Raw genomic sequence first — 19860 nt, forward strand, 5'->3', positions numbered from 1 at the left:
CACCTACTTTCTTTGCGGCGGCAAAGAAAGTAGGCGCCGCCCCGCACAGGGGCAACGCTAATAGACCACAAAGAAATCAAGGAAAGGCCAACACCTTAGGATCACAGAAAAATCAGCCGCCGCAAAGGCAAAAAACCTTACCTAGCCGTATACCCCCCATCAATAGCCAAACAAACCCCACTAATCATAGAAGCCGCATCACTCAACAAGAACAAGATCGGTGCAGCAACTTCAGCAGACTCCGCAAACCGCTGTAAAGGAATAGCCTTAAGCGCCGGCTCCCGCTTAACCGGATCACTCCAGGCCATCAGCGCCATCGGCGTCAACGTAACCGTAGGATTAACACTATTAACCCGAATCCCAAACGGCCCCAACTCGACGCAGAGAGCCCGCGTGACAGCATCAAGCGCAGCCTTGGAAGCCGAATAACTCAAATGATCATCCAACGCAACGAGCGCAGCCTGACTGGAAACATTCACGATACTGCCAGCCCGTTGAGCATCGATCATCCCACGCGCCACATGCTTGGCAACCAACACCGCGCCACGCGCATTCACAGCCATCACACGATCAAAACTCGCACCAGTCGTATCCACCGCCCGCTCAAGCAACGCAATCCCCGCGCAATTCACGAGCCCATCGAACACATCGAGCGACCCCAACGCCTCATCGATAGCAGCCTCATCGCTAACATCAAGTACCAACGGCTCACAGCCCGTCTCCTCAGCCAACCGCGCAAGCTCATTCACATTCCGCGCCGCAGCAACCACATTCGCACCAGACGCACACAACGCTTCAACCGTGGCGCGCCCAATTCCACTCGAAGCCCCCGTCACGAGAATCGAGCGGCCAGAAAAATCAAAAGTAGCATTCATGATGTCTGCAACCGATGCATGACCGGCTTCAACGCCGGATACAAATCCGTATAAACGCCGAACCGTTGCTCATACAACGCCATCCGTTGCGCGTTCGGCTCCGCACGTTCAACCAGCGTAACCCATCCGCTCCTCGCCTCTTCACGCGATACCAGGCCGACACCGACGCCCGCCAGCAACGCCGCCCCCATTGCCGCCTCCACGTCCTGCTCGATGGTATAGACCGGATAGCCGGTAATGTCCGCGATGATCTGCATCCACAAATCCGAATGCGCGGCGCCGCCCACCACGATCAACTTGTCATCCAGCGACTGCGCGCCTTTGCGTCCCGCTTCGATGTTGTGCTTCAGCGCGAACGACACGCCCTCCAACACCGCGCGGTACAAATGTGCGCGCGTATGAAACAGGCTCAACCCGACGAACGCCCCGCTCGCTTTCGCGTCCCACACCGGACTACGTTCGCCCATCAGATACGGAAGGAACATCACACCGTCAGAACCAGCCGGAATCCGAGAAGCGCTCTCTTCCAGCAAGCGATGCGGATCGCCATGCGGTGTCGCGCGCGCGGCCTCGATTTCCGCCTGACAGAACTGCTCGCGATACCACGTCACCGACGCGCCCGCCGTAATCGCGCCGCCGAACACATAGATATCGTGCTGCCCGTTGAACACATGCGGCATGCTGATCAACCCGTGCCGTGCGTCGACGGACTGGTTGATATAGCCCCAGCACATACTCGTGCCGATCATCGCGACATGCTGGCCAGCACGCGTGACACCGGCCGCGAACGTCGCCACCGCTGCGTCAACGCCACCCGCGACGATCGCCGTACCCGCATCTAGGCCAAGCTGCTCGACCCACTGCGACAGCAAGCCGCCCACCACTTCCGATGATTCGACCAACCGCTCGGGCATCATCGTCGCGGGAATGCCGAGCATGTCGAGCGCTTCATCGGACCAATCACGTTTGGCAATGTCGTAGATGCCGCCGATATTGCCCGCCGAACTATGATCCACCGCCACCTCGCCGGTCAGCATGTAGATCACGTAAGCATTCGGCGGCAGAAAGTAGCGCGTATGCGACCACACATCCGGCTCGTGATCGCGCAGCCACAGCATCTTCGTGTAGCCGTAATAGCTATCCACGCCGTTGCCGGTGATCGTATAAAGCCGTTCGAGATCGACGTTGTTGCGCACCCATTCGACCTGTTCGGTGGCGCGCCGATCCATCCAGATCAAACACGGATAAAGCGGACGCATGTCGCTATCCACCGGAATACCGGAGCCGCCGTACAGGCTGCTTACGCACACGGCTTTGATCGAATTCGACGCGACGCCCGCCTCCTTCGCTTTAGCGACGCATGCGGCGATGCACTCCACCACCGCCTTCAACCAGACCGCGGGCCATTGTTCGGCCCACAGCGGCTTGGGCGTATCCGGCTGATAACTCGACGCATGCTGCGCGACGATCGCGCCGTGCTGATCGACCAGCAGCGCTTTGGTGCTCTGCGTGCCGATATCGACGCCGATGACGTAATCCATACTGTCTCCGTTTGTATGCCGCTCATTCTCCGCCCACGTTCGACGCTCAGGCGCGCGGCTTCAGCAACACCTTGATCGAATCAAGCGAGTTGGCGATCTTGATCGCCTCGTCCCATTCTTCCAGCGAAAAGCCGTGCGTGACAATGCCTTTCGACGTCACCAACCCGCGCACCAGCAGATCGATCGCGATCGGGTAACAGTACGGTCCAAGATGCGCGCCGCGTACGTCGAGTTCCTTGCGGTCGCCGATCACGGACCAATCCAGCGTCGTATCCGCGCCGAACACCGAAAACTCGACAAACCGCCCGAGCTTGCGAATCAGGTCCATGCCCTGATTCACGCCGATCGGCGCGCCGGTGGTTTCAATATACACATCGCAGCCGTAAGCGTCCGTGAGCGAGTGAATGATCGCAAGCGCGTCGTCCTGTTTTGGGTTGATCGTCACGTCGGCGCCGTATTCGCGGGCGAGTGCGAGCCGCTCTTCGACCAGATCGATCACCACCAGCTTCTTGGGCGTTTTCAGGTGCGCGACTTGCGCCATCATCAGACCGAGCGGACCGGCGCCCGCGATCACCACTACGTCGTCGAGCTGCACGTCGCCACGGTTGACCGTATGGATCGCGCAGGCAAGCGGCTCGATGATCGCGGCATCTTCCAGCGAAATGCCGTCGGGAATCTTGTGAACAATCGCCGTCGGCGGAATGCGCATGTATTCGGCCATGCCGCCATCGGCGACTTCGCGCTGGAAGCCGAAGATGTTGTGCACTTCGCACATCCAGTACTGACCGGATTTGCAATAGCGGCATTTGCCGCACGGCACGATCTGTTCGGCGATCACGCGGTCGCCCATCTTCACGCCGAAGTGATCAGCCGCGCCTTCGCCGATTTCCTCGACGAAACCGAAGAACTCGTGGCCGGGAATCACCGGCGCTTTCACCCAAGGGCTCGGGCCGCCCCAAAACATCTTCGCGCCCGAATGACATTTGCAGTCGCTCGCGCAAATGCCGCACGCGGCAATGCGGATCACCAGTTCGTGGGCGCCCGCGCGAGGCTTCGACACCTGTTCGACGCGATAGTCTTTCGGTGCATGACAGACGATAGCTGTCATGTTCTGCTTGTCGGATTGAGTCGTCATTGCATGGTCCTGCTAAAAAAAGGAAGTCAGTGGAGAGTTACTTTCTGCGGTCGCCGGAACACGGCGACGCGGTCGCACATGCAGACGATCTCCGGCAGTTCGGACGAGATCAGATTGCCGCCGGAAAGCGTCGCGACTTCGGTGTGCATGGTCGGCGCTTTGACGCCCACGCGCTTCATGATGTCGGCGGTCGCACGCGCTTCGCTGCGCTGGTCGATGAAAAAACTCCACGAGCGATATTTGCCGAGGTTGTTGATCGAGATGTTCTGCTTGATCGAGAAGTCGGTGATCAGGCCTTCGGTCTTGCGGCTCTCCGGCAGAATGCCGACACCGGCGCGCAACGCATCGGCGGGATCGGACAGCTTGGCCGCCGCGCCGTTGATGCGAATCTCCTTGACGTGCGCCGGATCCGCGCCGATCACGGCAAGCGCGGTTTCCGTGCGCCCCGAGCCGACCAGTCCCGCGAAGCCGAGAATCTCGCCTTCACGCAGCCTGAAGCTCAACATCGGACTGTCCTTGAGCAACTGTAGCTTGTCGACTTCGAGCACGATCTTCGCATCCGCGCGCAGCGGTGGCTTCGGCGGAAGGCTGTTTTCGATGCGGCGTCCCACTATCATCTCCACGAGATGCCCTACGTCGGATTGCGATACCTCGGTCATGCCGACGTACTGACCATCACGCAGCAGGGTAATGCGGTCGCACACTTCGGAAATCTCTTCGAGGTGGTGCGAGATGAAAATCATCGCGACGAACTGCTGCAGTGCCACCGAGAGTTCGCGAATCGGCACCGACAGATCGATCTTCACGTGTTGAAACGCGGGTGAAATAAAACGCTTCGGCTGGAAGCGTGGCTGGGACTACGTCGGTGGATAAGCGGCGGCGGCGCTGCGCGGCAGACCCGGCGCGAGCACGATGGCGGGCGCGTCGTCGATACCCACGCCGCGCGCCGCGGCTTCTTCGGAGGCGTCGCGGCTTGCGTCGTTCAGTTGCTGATAGTGGCGGAATTTCGAAGGCGCCATGCCCTTCACCGCGAGGAACTGCCGGTTGAAATTCGACAGGTTGTTGAAGCCCGCCTTGAAACAGATATCGGTGACGCTCAGATCGTCGTCGGTGAGCAGTTGGCAGGCGAGGTTGATACGCATGCGGTTCACGTACTGCACGAACGGCAGCCCCGTGTGGCGGCGGAAATACCGCGAGAACGCGCTGACGCTCTGGCCCGCGAGCTGCGCCAGGTCCGATTCGCGCAACTCGTTCGCGAGGTTTTTGCCGATATACGACAGCACGTGATTGATGCGCGTCGACGCGAAGCTGGTCGGGTCGGCCTGATAAGCGGGACTCGCGAGCGTTTCGCGATCCTCCGCGTTCATCAGGATTTCGAGCATCGACATGAACAGCACCAGCCGGCGCAGTCCGCGCGCCGCCAGCAATTCGAGGAACAGCGGCTGGATCGCCGCGCTCGTTTGCGCGCCGAACGAGATGCCTCGACGCGAATCGGCGAGCAGCGCTTCGACCTGACGCCACTCAGGAAAACTGTCGATGCAGCTCGATACGAACTCCTGTCCAAACTGCACGACCAGATTGCGCTGCGCAATCGTCTCGCCTTCCGGCACGTCGCTCACCCAGTTGTGCGGCAGGTTCGGCCCCATCAACACGAGGTTGCCAGGCGTGTAGCTGCTGATGTGATCGCCGACGAACATCTTGCCGGTCGTCGCCACGATCAGGTGAATTTCGTATTCCGGATGAAAGTGCCAGCGCACCGTGCGGTACGGATAGCCGTGCGACCATACTTTGAACGATTCGTCACGGCGTACGGCCACGAGTTCGAGATCGGGTTGCACTGTCTGCCTCCATGAAGCGGCCGTTTGGAGCGCCGCTGGTCTTCGTCTTGTATAGCGAAAAGTAGCCTTCCGGCGCGCTATTCACCACTAAAAATGAAACCGCGGACCGATACTTTTTTGCATTCGGGTTAGTCCTGGCGCGCTCAATGTCAAATTTGATGCAATGCAATACGCTTGGCAACGCGCCTCCATCACGCTAAGGCGCACCGTGAGCCACGCCGAAAAGCCCCGCCACGCCGCGCTGCGCCACGAAAACCGTTCGCAGTCGCCTTGACTTTCGTTTCGCCGGGTACGATCATTCGCTCACATACAGAGCAAATGCTCCAACTCTAGAAGAAACGCACGCTACCAGCCGTGCGAGCAAGGACATTCAGGAGACGCACATGAACAGCGGGCAAGACAGCGGCGCGGCCGCACACGTGATCCTGCACATCGGCGCGGGATCGTTTCATCGCGCCCATCAGGCGTGGTATCTCCACCGATTGAACGAGGCCAAGGTGCCGGGCGAGCCGCATTGGTCGCTAACGGTCGGCAATATCCGCAGCGACATGAATGCGGTGCTCGAAGCGCTCGCCGCGCAAAACGGCGTCTATACGCTCGAGACCGTCACGCCTCAAGGTGAGCGCGCCTACGAGACGATTCGTTCGATCGAGCGCGTCGTACCGTGGACCGAGAGCCTCGACGCTCTGATCGCAGCCGGCGCCGATCCGGCCTGCAAGATCATCGCGTTCACCGTCACCGAAGGCGGTTATTACCTCGACGAGCAGGACGAACTCGACGCCGCCAACCCCGATCTCGCGGCCGACCTCGAAGGCGGCCACACCACCATTTATGGCGCGCTGGCTGCGATTCTCGACGCGCGCATGAAAGGCGACGCGGGCCCGGTCACGCTGCAGACCTGCGACAACCTGCGCCGCAACGGTGAACGCTTCCATGCGGGCATGAGCGAGTTTCTCGAACGGCGCGGCGCTGCGGACCTCGCGCAATGGTTCGACGACAACACCGCCTGTCCGAGTTCGATGGTCGACCGCATCACGCCGCGTCCCACGCCGGACGTGCGTGAGCGCGTCAAGGCCGCCACCGGCGTCGACGACGCCGCTCCGGTGATGGGCGAAGCGTTCATCCAATGGGTGATCGAAGACCGCTTCATTGCGGGACGCCCGGCATGGGAAAACGTCGGCGCGGAACTGGTCGACTCGGTGATGCCGTATGAAGAAGCGAAGATCCGCATCCTCAACGCGACGCATAGCTGCATCGCGTGGGCGGGTACGCTGGTCGGGCTGAACTACATTCACGAAGGCACGCTCGACGCCGACATCAACAAATTCGCCTACGAATACGTGACCGAAGACGTGATTCCGTGTCTCACGCCGAGTCCGCTCGACCTCGAACGCTATCGCGACGTGGTGCTCGAGCGCTTCAGCAATCCGTATATCCAGGACACGAACCAGCGCGTCGCGGCGGACGGCTTTTCGAAGCTGCCCGGCTTTATCGCGCCGACGATGTCGGAGTGTTTCGAGCGCGGCGTCACGCCCGCGGCGACGGCGATGCTGCCTGCCCTCTTCTTCCGCTTTCTCGAGCGCTGGAACACCGGCGAACTGCCCTACGCGTATCAGGACGGTGTGATGGATGAGCGCGCCGCGCGCGCTTTCTTCGAGGCGCCCGATCCGTTGAAAGCGTTCGCCGCCGACCGGCTGCTGTGGGGCAGCATGGCCCAAACGCCGGAACTCGAATCGGCGCTGGAAGGCGCACTGGCGCGCGTCGATGTATGGCTCGCCAAACGCGGCGCGGTTTGAGCGCCGCAGACTTCACGATTAAGAAGGGCCGCGCACCGCGCGGCATCGAAGCGCGTCGGTGCCAGGCTTAATGCGCATGGCACCGCGCGCCATGTGCGGCTAAAGTAGCGCATCTCCAACGACGAAGGTTCCGCGCCCATGTATCTCGGCATCGACCTCGGCACGTCCGAAGTAAAAGTTCTGCTGCTCGCGTCCGACGGACGCGTGATCGGCACCGCAGGCTCACCGTTTACCGTTTCGCGCGCGCATCAGCGCTGGGCCGAGCAGAATCCCGAAGATTGGTGGGCCGGCACGCGCACCGCGCTCGCCGCATTGCGCGCCAAACATCCCGACGAGTTCGCGCAGATTCGCGGCATCGGCCTGTCGGGTCAGATGCACGGCGCCGTGCTGCTGGATGCGCAGGACCGCGTGCTGCGTCCGGCGATTTTGTGGAACGACATGCGCAGCGACAAGGAATGCGCGGAACTGACCGAGCGCGCGCCGGAGCTGCACAGCGTCGCCGGCAATCTCGCCATGCCCGGCTTCACCGCGCCGAAGCTGCTGTGGGTCGCGCGCCACGAACCCGAGATTTTTGCGCAAACCGCTTGCGTATTGCTGCCGAAAGATTACTTGCGCCTGCAACTGACCGGCGGCAAGGTGTCCGATCCATCGGATGCGGCCGGCACGCTGTGGCTCGATGTCGCCAAGCGCGACTGGTCGGACTCGCTGCTCGCGGCCTGCAATATGTCGCGCGCGCAGATGCCGAGCCTGTGCGAAGGCAGCGAGCCGTCTGGCACGCTGCTGCCCGAAGTCGCGCGCGAGTTCGGTTTGAGCGACGGTGTGATCGTCGCGGCCGGTGGCGGTGACAACGCCACCAGCGCAATCGGCATCGGCGCGACGCAACCCGGCGACGGCTTCGTCTCGCTCGGCACGTCGGGCGTGCTGTGCGTGGTCGGCGACAGCTTCCGGCCGAATCCGGCTTCGGCCGTGCACGCGTTCTGTCACGCGATTCCGGATCGCTGGCACCAGATGAGCGTGGTGCTCTCGGCTGCAAGCTGTCTGCGCTGGGTCTGCAAGCTCACCTCCACCGACGAGCCGACCCTGCTCGCCGAAATCGAGGCGCTGCCCGCGGACGCGTTGAACACCGCGCCGCTCTTCCTGCCCTATCTGTCCGGCGAACGTACGCCGCACAACGACCCGTACGCGCAAGGCGTGTTCTTCGGCATGACTCACGCAACCGATCGCGCGCTGCTCGGCTACGCGGTGCTCGAAGGCGTCACGCTCGCGCTAACCGACGGCCTCGATGCGCTGCGCGCGGCCGGCACCGAAGCGAAGGCGCTGTCCCTGCTCGGGGGCGGCGCCCGCAGCGACTACTGGGCCCAGTTGCTCGCCGACGCACTCGACACCGCCACCCGCAAGCACGGCGGCGGCGAGACCGGCGCGGCGCTCGGCGCGGCACGCCTCGGCTGGCTGGCCGCGGGCGGCGATCCGGCCACGGTGCTGACCAAGCCGCCCATCGCCAAGGAGTTCACGCCGAACCCACGCCGCCATGCCGAACTGCGCGCGCGGCTCGAAGCGTATCGCGCGCTCTACCGCCACGTGCGGCCGTTGTTCGACCCCGCGCGGCAGCCGCTTGCCTGACCGGCAATCCGCAGCCTGTTTCAGCGCCGGGTTGAGTTAAGGCGCCGGGACCGGCTGCTATCATCGGCGCACTTCAAGCGAACCGTCACCGTGCCCAAGTCCACAGAAAAATTAGATCTTGCTACCCGCGCCGCGTGGCTTTACTACGTCGCCGGCAACACCCAGAACGAGATCGCTGAGAAGCTCCAGGTGTCGCGCCCGGTCGCGCAACGGCTGGTCGCCTTCGCGGTGGAAAAGAATCTGATTCGCGTGCGCGTCGATCACAAACTGGCGGACTGCCTCGCGCTCGCCGATCAACTGTCGAAGCGCTATGGCCTCAGCATGTGCGAAGTGGTGCCGATCGACAGCGATACGTCCGAAGAAGTCGACCGTAAGCTGGCGGTGGCCGGTGCGCAGGTGATGGAGCGCTATCTCAGCGAGGAAAAACCCATGGTGGTCGCGGTGAGCAGCGGCCGGACGCTGAAGGCCGCAGTCGATCAGATCGCGCAACTGGACCGTCCGCAGCACCGGCTGGTATCGATGGTCGGAGCGATCGCCCAGGACGGCTCCTCGAACCGCTATGACGTCGCGCTGCACATTTCGGAGAAGACGGGTGGCAAGCATTTTCTGCTGCCCGCGCCGCTGCTCGCCGATAGCGAAGCGGAACGCGCGCAGTGGTGCAATCACCGGCTTTACCGGATCGTCGAATCGCTGTCGGCGCAGGCCGACGTGGCGTTCGTCGGCATCGGTAATATCGGGCCGAAATGCCCGCTGCACGAAGACGGCTTCATTACGTCGGCGGAAGTGAAAGAGTTGATGCAGAACGGCGCCGTGGCTGAAATGCTCGGCCTGCCGATCGATTCAGCCGGCGCGCACGTCGAATCGCCGACCGGCCGGCGCGTGACGAGCATCGCGCTCGACTCGCCGCCGCGGCGCCCGACCATCGGTTTCGCCGGCGGCCAACGCAAGCATGAGGCGCTGATCGCGGTGCTCAAAGGCGGCTGGCTGTCGGGACTCGTGACTGACGAATCGTGCGCAAGGGCCGCGCTCGAGGCGTGAGCCGGCGGCCTTGCCGCGCTACATCGCCGTCAGCCCCTCGGTGATGATGATCCGATATTCCCCGCCCTGCAGACGCGTCTCGCTGACGGCCTGATACTCCGGACTGCGATACCAGGTGAGCGCTTCGTCGTAACTGGCGAATTCGAGGATCAGGATTTCGTCGATCGGCGGACCCTCCACCACTTCCTTGCGCCCGTGGCTCGCCAGCATCATGACCGGATGCCGCTCGAAGGTTGCAGGCGCAACCTGTTTGTATTCGTCCAGCTTCGCGGGGTCGAGCGTTTTCTCGCGCGTAATGACGACGTAGGCAACCATGAGCGTTTCCGGAGCGTGATTGAAAGGAAAGCGGCGCGCCCGCCGCTTTCCCAAATCATCACGCGGCCAGCACTTCGACGATCTTACGCTGGAATGCTTTCCCTGCGCTGTCGAACAAATGGCAATGCTCCGGCGTGGCGCCGAGTTTTTGCGTCTCGCCTTTGGTATGACGTTCGAGCGGCGGAATCCGCGCGATCAGTCCGTCCGGCGCGACGCTCGATTCCGCATACAGATACGCCGCGTCGCCGAGCGATTCGACCGCCATCGTGCGGGCCGTTATGCCGTCGTCGGCCATGCCGACATGCAGATGCTCGGGGCGAATGCCGACCGTCACCTTGTCGCCCTGCTTCACCGCGGCCGGTTCCACCGCGACGCGCTGCGTCTCGCCGGTTTCATAACGCACCGTGACGCCGTCGTGCGTGACCGACTGCACCACGCCCTCCATGAAGTTCATCTTCGGCGAACCGATGAATCCTGCGACGAAACGGTTGGCCGGCGCGTGATACAGCATGGTCGGGCTGCCGACCTGTTCCAGATTGCCCGCCGACAGCACTACGATCTTGTCCGCCAGCGTCATCGCCTCGACCTGATCGTGCGTCACGTAGATCATCGTGGTCTTCAGTTCGTCATGCAGGCGCGCGAATTCGAGGCGCATTTTCACCCGCAAGGCGGCGTCGAGATTCGACAGCGGTTCGTCGAACAGGAACACCTTCGGCTTGCGCGTAATCGCGCGGCCGATCGCCACGCGCTGACGCTGGCCGCCGGACAACTGCTTCGGCTTGCGATCGAGCAGATGGTCGATATGCAGGATTTTCGCCGCGTTGCGCACGGCCGAATCGATTTCCGGCTTCTTGGTGCCGGCGAGTTTCAGGCCGAACGCCATGTTGTCGTACAGGGTCATGTGCGGATACAGCGCGTACGACTGGAACACCATCGCGATGCCGCGCTTGGCGGGTGCAACGTCGTTCACACGCATGCCGTCGATGGTCAGATCGCCGCCGCTGATATCTTCGAGGCCGGCGATCATCCGCATCAGCGTCGATTTACCGCAACCGCTCGGGCCCACGAACACGACGAACTCGCCGTCCGCGATATCGAGGTTGATGTCGCGCATCACTTCGTTTTCGTCGTACGCCTTCCTGATGTTGCGCAGAGTTACGCTTGCCATGATGTGTCTCCGTGTAATGCTATGTGTTGCTTGTCCGATGTTTCGGTTGCCTGAACTGTTTGGCACGCCCAGGCTGCTACGTTGATTTGCTTTTCGCTGCCGTGCCTACGGTGCCGCTGCCGTCGCGCTCAGCGTCCATTGCGCGACCAGTTCCGGCAACTGCTGCATGTCGTCGAATACGTGACGCGCGCCGGCTGCATGCAGCCTGTCGATCTGCGCATCGCTCGCATGACCGCCGCCGATGAAGCCGAGCACCGTCATGCCCGCCGCGCTCGCCGCCGTCACGCCGGTGACGCTGTCCTCCACCACGAGGCACGCCGAGGGTGCGAGTCCGAGGCCCTTGGCCGCCGCCAGATAGACGTCGGGCGCGGGCTTCGGATTCGGCACCGCATCGGCGCAGAACAGGCGGTCGCCGAAAAACCTCACGAGGCCCGTGCGCGTCAGCACCGTTTCCACATACGGGCGATAGCTGTTGCTCGCGCAGCCCTTGGCGATCGGCACCTGAGCCAGCGCGGCTTCGATGCCTTCGACCGTCGGCGCCTGCATCGCCGCTGCTTCCACCGCGCTGCGGATCGCATCGATATCGTCGACGCTGAGACTTTTGCCGAGTTGCGCCGCGGTGCCCTGCAGCACTTTCTCGATGCGTAGTCCAAGCAGCGGCAGCACGACCGGTTCGACGTCGGTGTCGGGCCAGCGCGCTTCGAGTTCGTGCACCAGCATGCGCGCCGCCACGGCTTCGCTGTCGATCAGCACGCCGTCGCAATCGCAGATCAGTGCGAAATTGCCGGCGAGCGTGCTTCCACTCGTGCCTGCCGTCATTTGACCGCCCCGAAGGTAAGGCCGCGCACCAGTTGCTTCTGCGACAGCCAGCCGACGATCAGAATCGGCGCGACCGCCAGCAGCGAAGCGGCCGACAGCTTGGCCCAGAACAGACCTTCAGGACTCGAATACGAGGCGATGAACACAGTCAGCGGCGCGGCGTTCGAACTCGACAGGTTGATGCTCCAGAACGCTTCGTTCCACGACAGGATCACGAGCAGCAGCGCCGTCGATGCGAGCCCGGGCAGCGACATCGGCATCAGCAGATAGACGATTTCCTGCCACGTCGCGGCACCGTCGATCCGCCCGGCCTCGAGAATGTCGCGTGGTATTTCGGCGAAGTACGTGAACGACATCCACACCGCGATCGGCAGATTGATCAGCGTATAGACGATCACGAGGCCCGACACCGAATCCAGCAGCCCGCTGTTTTTCCACAACAGATAGATCGGCACCAGCACACCGACCGACGGCATCATCTTGGTCGACAGCATCCACAGCAGCACTTTTTGCGTGCGACGGGTCGGGAAGAACGCCATCGCATATGCAGCCGGCACCGCGAGAATCAGGCACAGAATCGTCACGCCCGCGGAGATCAGTATCGAATTCCACGCGAACGAAAAGTAATTGCTGCGCGCGAACACCTCGCGGAAGCTATCGAGCGTCGGGATGAAAAACAGCGACGACGCATAGGCTTGCTGCTCCGTCTTGAATGCGGTGATTGTCATCCAGAAGATCGGAAAGAACAGCAGCAAGGCGACGAGCCAGGCGATCACGCCGGGAATGCCGCGGCGAATCGCGGCGAACGGCGACTTCGCCGGCACGGTCATGGCAGTCGAGTTCGACACCGGGGTAGAGGCAACTTGGCTCATTTTTCGTACTCCCCTTTCAGGTTCTTCGCGAGCATCCGCACGAGGAAGAACGACACGATATTGGCCAGCACGACAGCGAGAATGCCGCCCGCCGACGCGAGACCGACGTCGAACTGTTGCAGGCCCAGCGAATAGATCAGGTACGACAGGTTGGTGGTCGCAGTGCCCGGACCGCCGCCCGTGGTCGTATAGATTTCGGCGAAGATCGACAGCAGGAAAATCGTCTCCATCATCACCACCACCGCGATCGCCCGTTTCAGGTGAGGCAGCGTGATGTAGAAGAACATCGAGAACGGACCCGCGCCGTCGATGCGCGCCGCCTCCTTCTGCTCCTGATCGAGTGACTGGATCGCCGTGAACAGAATCAGGAAAGCGAACGGCAGCCACTGCCACGCGACGATCATGATCACGGCTGTCAGCGGATATTCCGCGAACCAGTCGATCGGCGTCATGCCCATGGCGCGCATGCCCTGCGCGATCAGGCCATACACCGGATGCAGAATCATGTTCTTCCAGATCAGCGCGCTCACGGTCGGCATCACGAAGAACGGCGCGATGGCGAGCAGCCGCGCGATACCCTGGCCGTAGAACTTGCGGTCGAACAGGATCGCCATCAGCACGCCACCGACCACCGTGATCACGAGGACCGAGATGATCAGTTCGAGCGTGTGACCGATCGAAGGGCCGAACGACGGATCGCTGGCCAGGTATTTATAGTTGTCGAAACCCGCGAAGCCTTTCAGATCCGGATTCAACAGGTTGTAGCGCGAGAACGAAAACCAGATCGTCATCGCGAGCGGAATCGCCATCCACAGCACCAGGACCGCGACCGACGGCGAGACTAGCCAGCGGGCGGAATTGGCCTTGCGGATTTCACGTTCTTTTTCTGTCTGGGGATGGGCATGCATGATAGGTAGGCGCAGAGGACGCATGATTGACCACCTGTTCGGTAATGCGCGGACCGCCGCCCGAAACCGCATGAACGCCGCGGCGACACTTTGCGATGTCGCGGCGCATGCGCGGCGGGGGACGGCCCGCTGTGCTGCGTGGGCCGGCTGACGGGCGTCAGCCGGCGCGTGCCACATGACTACCGTGGCTTACTTCTGGTAACCGGCCTGCTTCACCGCGCGATCCGCAGTGGCGTTGCCGGCTGCCAGCGCCTGATCGATCGTCATCTGACCGGCAATCGCGCCGGAGATGCTCTGACCGACCACGGTACCGAACGACTGGAACTCAGGAATCCCGACGAACTGCACACCGGTGTATGGCACCGGCTTGAGCGTCGGATGCTCCGGATCCGCCGTTTCGATCGCCTTCAGCACGAAGTCGCCGAACGGAGCTGCCTGCTTGTACTCCGGTCGCGCGTACGTGGACCTGCGCGTTCCCGGCGGCACCGAGGCCCAGCCTTCGTCCTTCGCGACCAGTTCGATGTATTGCTTCGACGTGGCCCACGTGATGAACTTCTTCGCCGCGTCAGGCTGCTTCGACGACTTCGGAATCGCCAGCGCCCAGGCCCACAGCCAATGCGAACCCTTCGGCGTGACCGCGATCGGCGCCGCGGCAAAACCGACCTTGTCCGCGATCTGCGATTGCTGCTTGTTGTAGAGCATGCCAGCGGCAACCGTGGCGTCGATCCACATGCCGCACTTGCCGGAGGACATCAGCGTGAGGTTCTCGTTGAAGCCGTTCGAACTCGCTCCCGGAGGGCCGTCCTTCTTCAGCAGATCAACGTAGAAAGTCATCGCCTTCTTCCATTCCGGCGAGGTGAGCTGCGCGTTCCACTTCTCGTCGAACCAGCGGCCGCCGAAGGTGTTCACCACCGTCGTGCCGTAGGCCATGTTCTCGCCCCAGCCCGCCTTGCCGCGCAGACAGATGCCGTAAATGCCGTTGGCCTTGTCGGTGAGCTTGTCGGCGAATTGCGCGATCTGTTCGTAGGTCGGCTGATCGGGCATCTTCAGACCCTTGGCCGCGAACAAATCCTTGCGGTAATACGTCATCGAGCTTTCTACATAGAACGGCAGCGCGTACAACTGGCCGCCGCTCGAGAGGCCGTCGCGGGCCGTCTTCACGACGTCGTTCAGATCGTAGTCGGCGGGCAGATTGGTGAGCGGCGTGAGCCAGCCGCGCTTGCCCCATTGCGGCGTTTCGTACGCGCCGATCGTCATCACGTCGAACTGGCCGCTGCCGGTCGTGATGTCGGTGGTGGCGCGCTGACGCAGCACGTTTTCTTCGAGAATCACCCAGTTCAGCTTGATGTCCGGATTCGCCTTTTCGAATTCGGGCGAGAGCTTCTTCAGCTCGATCATGTCTGGATTGTTCAGCGTGGCGATCGTCACCGTGGCCGCCGACGCGTTCAATGCAAAGCATGCGACAGCGCCGGCACTGACCGCCTTTAGCGTGGATTTGAGAGCTGGCTTCATGTGTTGTCTCCTTTCTCGTACGTTATGTAGTGCAGCGTTTGTTCTACGAAAATGACGATGAACGGCGCGGACTCAGCTCATCCAGTTGCCGCCGTCGACGTTCAGGGTTTGCGCGGTGATGTAGTCGGCGTCGGCCGACGCGAGAAACAGGGCGGCGCCGGTCAGATCGTCCGGCACGCCCATGCGGCCGAGCGGCACCGCTTCACCAACGAGGCGTTTCTTCTCGCCGAGCGGCCGGTTTTCATAGCGGGCGAAGAGCGCGTCGACTTCGTTCCACATCGGCGTATCGACGACACCCGGCGCGATGCCGTTCACATTGATCTTGTGCGTCGCGAGCGCCAATGCCGCGGATTGCGTGTAGCTCAGCACGGCCGCCTTGGTCGCGCAGTAGTGCGACACGAGCGCCTCGCCGCGCCGTCCGGCTTGCGACGACATATTGATGATCTTGCCGCCGCGGCCTTGCTCGACCATCTTTTGTGCAACGGCCTGCATCAGGAAGAACATGCCCTTCACGTTGACCGCGAAGAGACGGTCGAACACGTCCCAAGATTCGTCGAGGATCGGGCGCATGTCGAAGAGCGCCGCGTTGTTGAAGAGAATGTCGATTTGCCCGAAGCGCTCCAGCGTGCTCGCCACGATGCGCTGGATATCGTCGCGGCGCGTGACGTCGGCGCTCACGGTCAGCACGCGCTCGCCGTAAGCGGCGCGCAATGTGTCGCCGAAACTGTCCGCCGGCTTCACATCGACCAGCACGCAGCGCGCGCCTTCGTCCAGATACCGGCGGGCGACGGCTTCACCGATTCCGCTTGCCGCGCCGGTCAGAATGGCCACCTTGTCTTGCAATCGTGCCGCCACTGCTCGTCTCCGGTTCGTTTCGCTTCTTGAGGCGCGGTGAGCGAACGCTCATTGCGCGAACAATTGCTCTGTTAGTGATCGAATGATCGGATACGCACAGGGCCATGTCAAGGCGCCCGAGCAGATTTCGATGGTGCAGCGCGGCAGGACATGCGCCCCACTCATCTGCCTAGAACAACACTATTACGAGAAATCGAAGACAGCCAAAGTGCTTTCTGCTCGCCTTGCTGACAAAAATTCGAGATACGTTATATCATTTCGACCTCGCTTCGAAGCCGCTTGATCGCTATTTCGTTTGATTGCTGTTTCGTCAGGAGCATCCGCCGATGGCCACATCGATTGCAGAACACCACGCCGTGCGGCTCGCGCATGCCGAAGCGCATGCCGCGCTGCACGGGCTTGCGCTCACGCCGCTGCGTCGTCAGGTGTATGCGGCGATCGTCGCCAGCGAGCGGCCGATCGGCGCTTACGAGCTGCTTGACGCGCTCGAGCCGGCACGCGGTCGCGTGCCGCCCACGACCGTTTATCGCGCGCTGGATTTTCTGCTCGCGCATGGCTTCGTCCATCGGATCGAATCGAAGAACGCGTTCGTAGCCTGCTGCGAAGTCGGCGTGCCGCATCGCAGCCAGTTTCTAATGTGCGACGGCTGCGGCGCGACCGTCGAGATTCCCGGCGACGACCTCGCCGAACAGTTGTCGCATAGCGCGCCGGCGCACGGCTTCGAAGTGCATCGACAGGTGGTCGAACTGAGCGGTCTGTGCGCGCTGTGTGCCCGCGCGGCGCGGCCCGCGGGTGCCTGCGCCGGCACAAAACCGGCGTAGAACCGGCGCGCCCTTCCTAACGTCCGTGATTCATTCAACTCTCACGCAGCAGGACACAACAATGAAGAATTTTGGCTCGATGTTGAACGGCGCGCAGCGTGCGCTGAAGCTGTCGAAGTACCTCGCCGTGAGCGTCGCCGTGCTCGCATTCGGCCACGTCGCGATGGCCGCGGATGCAAAAATTCCGGTGGTCGCGGCGGAGAATTTTTACGGCGATGTGGTGCAGCAACTCGGCGGCGATCGCGTCGACGTGACGAGCATCCTCAGCAATCCGGACCAGGATCCGCATCTGTTCGAAGCCAGTCCGAAGACGGCGCGTGCGTTGCAGCATGCGAGCCTTGTGGTCTACAACGGCGCCGACTACGATCCGTGGATGGCAAAATTGCTCGCGGCGTCGAAGGGCTCGAAGCGCGTCACGATCGTCGCGGCCGATCTCACCGGCAAGAAGGGCGGCGACAATCCGCACCTCTGGTACGACCCGGCGACCATGCCGAAAGTGGCGCGCGCCGTGAGTGAGGCGCTCGTCGCGGCTGACCCGGCGCACAAGTCGGCGTACGATGCGAACCTCGCGAAGTTTCTCGATTCGCTGAAACCGGTCGACGCCAAGGTCGCCGAGTTGCATGGCCGCTACGCGGGCGTGCCGGTCACGGCGACCGAGCCGGTGTTTGGCTACATGTCCGACGCGGTGGGCCTGAGCATGCGCAATCTGCGCTTCCAGCTGGCCACCATGAACGACACCGAAGCCAGCGCGGCCGATATCGCCGCATTCGAACGCGATCTGCGCGAGAAGCGCGTCCGTGTTCTGATCTATAACAGCCAGGCAACCGAGGCCCTGACCAAACGCATGTTGAAGCTCGCGCAGCAATCGAAGGTGCCGACCATGAGCGTCACCGAGACCGAACCGGCCGGCAAGACCTATCAGACGTGGATGCTGACGCAGCTCGACGCGTTGGGCACGGCGCTGGCGGCGGGCGACGCGAATGGCGCGAACGCCGCGGCTTCAGGTGCGAAAGGAAAAACCCCATGACTGAGACTGGCCGCAGCGCGCCTGCGCGTTCCCCCAGCACCGCGCCCGTGCTCGAACTCGAGCAGGTGACGCTCAAACTCGGCGACCGCACGATTCTGCGCGACACTGGCTTCGTGGTGAACCAGGGCGAATTCATCGGCGTGCTCGGGCCGAACGGCGCGGGCAAGACGACGCTGATGCGTGCCGTGCTCGGTCTCGTGCCTGCCGCTCAGGGCGCGATCCGCGTGCTGGGACAACCGGTCGAGCGCGGCAACGCGTCGATCGGCTATATGCCGCAGACGCGCAGTGCGCTCGCCGGACGTCGCGTGCGTGGCCGCGATTTCGTCGCGATGGCCGCCGACGGCCATCGTTGGGGGTTGCCGCATGCGGACGCCGCCACTCGCGCCGATGTCGAGCGCGTGCTGGATCTGGTGGGCGGCCGCAAGCTGGCCGAGCGGCCGTTGTCGGAACTGTCGGGCGGCGAGCGTCAGCGGCTCCTGCTCGCGCAATGCCTGCTCGGCAACCCGAAGCTGCTGTTGCTCGACGAACCGCTGATCAGCCTCGACCCGCATCATCAGAAGAGCGTGGTCGAACTGGTGCGGCGCGTGCAGCAGGAACTCGGCATCGCCGTGCTGTTTTCGGCGCATGAACTGAACCCGCTGCTGCACGCGCTCGATCGCGTGCTGTATCTCGGCAGCGGCGTGGCGGCGCTCGGCACCGTCGACGAAGTGATCACCCGGCCGGTCCTGTCGCGCCTCTACGGCTCGCCGATCGACGTGATGCGCGTGAACGGCCGCATCTTCGTGATGTCGGGCGACGTCGAAGTGGAAAAGCACGATCACGAGCACGAACACGACGAGAGCGGCGGCCACAGCCACTCGCATTCACATTCGCATGGCCACTCGCACGGCCACTCACATCAGCACGACTCGCACGACGGACACACGCACGATGTTTGAATACGATTTCATGGTGAACGCATTCGCGGCGTCGGGGATCGTCGCGGTGCTGGCAGGCGTGGTGGGCTATTTTCTGGTGATGCGCGGACAGACCTTCGCGGGCCACGCGCTCTCGCACGTCGGCTTCACCGGCGCGACCGGCGCGGTGCTGATCGGCATCTCGCCGATCTGGGGGATGATCGGCTTCACGCTCGCGGCGGGCGTCGGCATGGGCGCGCTCGGCGAACGTCTTGCCGGACGCGATGTGGCGATCGGCGTGATCCTCTCGCTGTCGCTCGGCTTCGGCTTGTTGTTCCTGCACTTCTTCACCGCGTACGCGACCCAGGTCACCGCGCTGCTGTTCGGCAACGTGCTCGGCGTGAATGCGTCGACGCTCGGCGTGCTGGCGGGTCTCGGCGTCGTGAGTTTGCTGGCGCTCGCGGCGATCATGCGGCCGCTGCTGTTCGCTTCGTTGCAGCCGGAACTGGCCGAAGCCAAGGGCGTGTCGTTGCGCCTCGTGTCCGTGCTGTTTCTCGCGATTGCCGCGCTGGCCGTGGCGGCGTGTACGCAGATCGTCGGCGTGCTGCTGGTGTTCACGCTGATGGTCGGCCCGGCTGCCGCCGCGCAAAACATGACGACGCGGTTATCAGCGGGCCTCGTGCTGGCCGCTGTGTTTGCGTTGCTGCAAGCGTGGCTCGGTTTGACGCTCGCGTTCTACACCGATTGGCCGACGAGCTTCTGGATCACCGTACTCTCGGCGGTGGTGTACGGCGCGAGTTTGTTGAGACGGCATTGAATCTCCA

The 19860-nt window shown here is 62.8% G+C and carries 18 protein-coding genes and 1 pseudogene; 7 read left to right on the top strand and 12 right to left on the bottom strand.

Annotation, left to right across the window (positions count from 1 at the left end; all coding sequences use genetic code 11):
- Positions 1-137: 137 nt before the first annotated feature.
- The 5 genes and pseudogenes from P0D96_RS33460 to P0D96_RS33480 form a co-directional block, all read right to left on the bottom strand.
- The gene (locus P0D96_RS33460; RefSeq protein WP_408317881.1) at positions 138-875 is read right to left on the bottom strand and encodes an SDR family oxidoreductase; all 738 of its coding nucleotides are present in this window, start codon (positions 873-875) and stop codon (positions 138-140) included.
- Positions 872-2416 carry an FGGY-family carbohydrate kinase gene (locus tag P0D96_RS33465; RefSeq protein ID WP_408182273.1) on the bottom strand — a complete coding sequence of 515 codons (1545 nt, stop codon included), beginning with the start codon at positions 2414-2416 and terminating at the stop codon, positions 872-874. The genes P0D96_RS33460 and P0D96_RS33465 overlap by 4 nt, the downstream gene beginning before the upstream one ends.
- Before the next feature lie 46 nt (positions 2417-2462).
- The gene (locus tag P0D96_RS33470) at positions 2463-3551 is read right to left on the bottom strand and encodes an alcohol dehydrogenase catalytic domain-containing protein (RefSeq protein ID WP_408317883.1); all 1089 of its coding nucleotides are present in this window, start codon (positions 3549-3551) and stop codon (positions 2463-2465) included.
- Positions 3552-3601: 50 nt separating this feature from the next.
- Positions 3602-4357, bottom strand: a pseudogene (locus tag P0D96_RS33475) (ATP-binding cassette domain-containing protein); the annotation flags it as partial.
- Positions 4358-4408: 51 nt separating this feature from the next.
- The gene (locus P0D96_RS33480; protein WP_408182276.1) at positions 4409-5389 is read right to left on the bottom strand and encodes an AraC family transcriptional regulator; all 981 of its coding nucleotides are present in this window, start codon (positions 5387-5389) and stop codon (positions 4409-4411) included.
- Positions 5390-5772: 383 nt separating this feature from the next.
- On the opposite strand from P0D96_RS33480, the gene dalD reads away from it, so the two are divergent.
- The 3 genes from dalD (at position 5773) to P0D96_RS33495 (ending at position 9843) form a co-directional block, all read left to right on the top strand.
- Positions 5773-7185: a D-arabinitol 4-dehydrogenase gene (dalD, locus tag P0D96_RS33485; protein ID WP_408317885.1), complete on the top strand. Its 1413-nt coding sequence runs from the start codon at positions 5773-5775 to the stop codon at positions 7183-7185.
- A 138-nt stretch (positions 7186-7323) separates the two neighbouring features.
- Positions 7324-8805, top strand: a complete 1482-nt coding sequence (gene xylB / locus P0D96_RS33490; protein ID WP_408317887.1) for a xylulokinase — start codon at positions 7324-7326, stop codon at positions 8803-8805.
- 90 nt (positions 8806-8895) lie between these two features.
- Positions 8896-9843, top strand: a complete 948-nt coding sequence (locus P0D96_RS33495; protein WP_408317889.1) for a sugar-binding transcriptional regulator — start codon at positions 8896-8898, stop codon at positions 9841-9843.
- Between the two features lie 18 nt (positions 9844-9861).
- Here P0D96_RS33495 and P0D96_RS33500 read toward each other — a convergent pair whose 3' ends face one another.
- The 7 genes from P0D96_RS33500 to P0D96_RS33530 all read right to left on the bottom strand — a co-directional run bounded on the left by P0D96_RS33500 (position 9862) and on the right by P0D96_RS33530 (position 16292).
- On the bottom strand, positions 9862-10158 hold the full coding sequence (locus P0D96_RS33500; protein WP_408317891.1) for a DUF1330 domain-containing protein: 297 nt from the start codon (positions 10156-10158) through the stop codon (positions 9862-9864).
- 58 nt (positions 10159-10216) lie between these two features.
- Positions 10217-11326, bottom strand: a complete 1110-nt coding sequence (locus P0D96_RS33505; RefSeq protein WP_132373310.1) for an ABC transporter ATP-binding protein — start codon at positions 11324-11326, stop codon at positions 10217-10219.
- Positions 11327-11431: 105 nt separating this feature from the next.
- Positions 11432-12145 (bottom strand): HAD family hydrolase, encoded by a 714-nt coding sequence (locus tag P0D96_RS33510; protein WP_408317893.1) that lies wholly within the window; start codon positions 12143-12145, stop codon positions 11432-11434.
- Positions 12142-12975, bottom strand: a complete 834-nt coding sequence (locus P0D96_RS33515; RefSeq protein WP_085966707.1) for a carbohydrate ABC transporter permease — start codon at positions 12973-12975, stop codon at positions 12142-12144. The genes P0D96_RS33510 and P0D96_RS33515 overlap by 4 nt, the downstream gene beginning before the upstream one ends.
- A 38-nt stretch (positions 12976-13013) precedes the next feature.
- Complete coding sequence (locus P0D96_RS33520; RefSeq protein ID WP_408182283.1) at positions 13014-13949, bottom strand: carbohydrate ABC transporter permease; 936 nt, start codon at positions 13947-13949, stop codon at positions 13014-13016.
- A 165-nt stretch (positions 13950-14114) separates the two neighbouring features.
- Positions 14115-15437 (bottom strand): ABC transporter substrate-binding protein, encoded by a 1323-nt coding sequence (locus P0D96_RS33525; RefSeq protein ID WP_132373302.1) that lies wholly within the window; start codon positions 15435-15437, stop codon positions 14115-14117.
- Positions 15438-15509: 72 nt separating this feature from the next.
- Positions 15510-16292, bottom strand: coding sequence for an L-iditol 2-dehydrogenase (locus P0D96_RS33530; RefSeq protein WP_408287646.1), 783 nt, complete (start codon positions 16290-16292; stop codon positions 15510-15512).
- 326 nt (positions 16293-16618) lie between these two features.
- On the opposite strand from P0D96_RS33530, the gene P0D96_RS33535 reads away from it, so the two are divergent.
- From P0D96_RS33535 to P0D96_RS33550, 4 genes are all read left to right on the top strand, one after another.
- Positions 16619-17113 (top strand): Fur family transcriptional regulator, encoded by a 495-nt coding sequence (locus P0D96_RS33535; protein WP_132373298.1) that lies wholly within the window; start codon positions 16619-16621, stop codon positions 17111-17113.
- A 61-nt stretch (positions 17114-17174) separates the two neighbouring features.
- On the top strand, positions 17175-18140 hold the full coding sequence (locus P0D96_RS33540) for a metal ABC transporter solute-binding protein (RefSeq protein WP_408317896.1): 966 nt from the start codon (positions 17175-17177) through the stop codon (positions 18138-18140).
- The gene (locus P0D96_RS33545) at positions 18137-19078 is read left to right on the top strand and encodes an ABC transporter ATP-binding protein (protein WP_408182289.1); all 942 of its coding nucleotides are present in this window, start codon (positions 18137-18139) and stop codon (positions 19076-19078) included. Before P0D96_RS33540 ends, P0D96_RS33545 begins: the two co-directional genes overlap by 4 nt.
- Positions 19071-19853 carry a metal ABC transporter permease gene (locus P0D96_RS33550; RefSeq protein WP_132373292.1) on the top strand — a complete coding sequence of 261 codons (783 nt, stop codon included), beginning with the start codon at positions 19071-19073 and terminating at the stop codon, positions 19851-19853. The genes P0D96_RS33545 and P0D96_RS33550 overlap by 8 nt, the downstream gene beginning before the upstream one ends.
- Positions 19854-19860: the final 7 nt, after the last annotated feature.

This window comes from Paraburkholderia sp. RL17-347-BIC-D, assembly GCF_046027915.1.
Classification (GTDB): domain Bacteria; phylum Pseudomonadota; class Gammaproteobacteria; order Burkholderiales; family Burkholderiaceae; genus Paraburkholderia.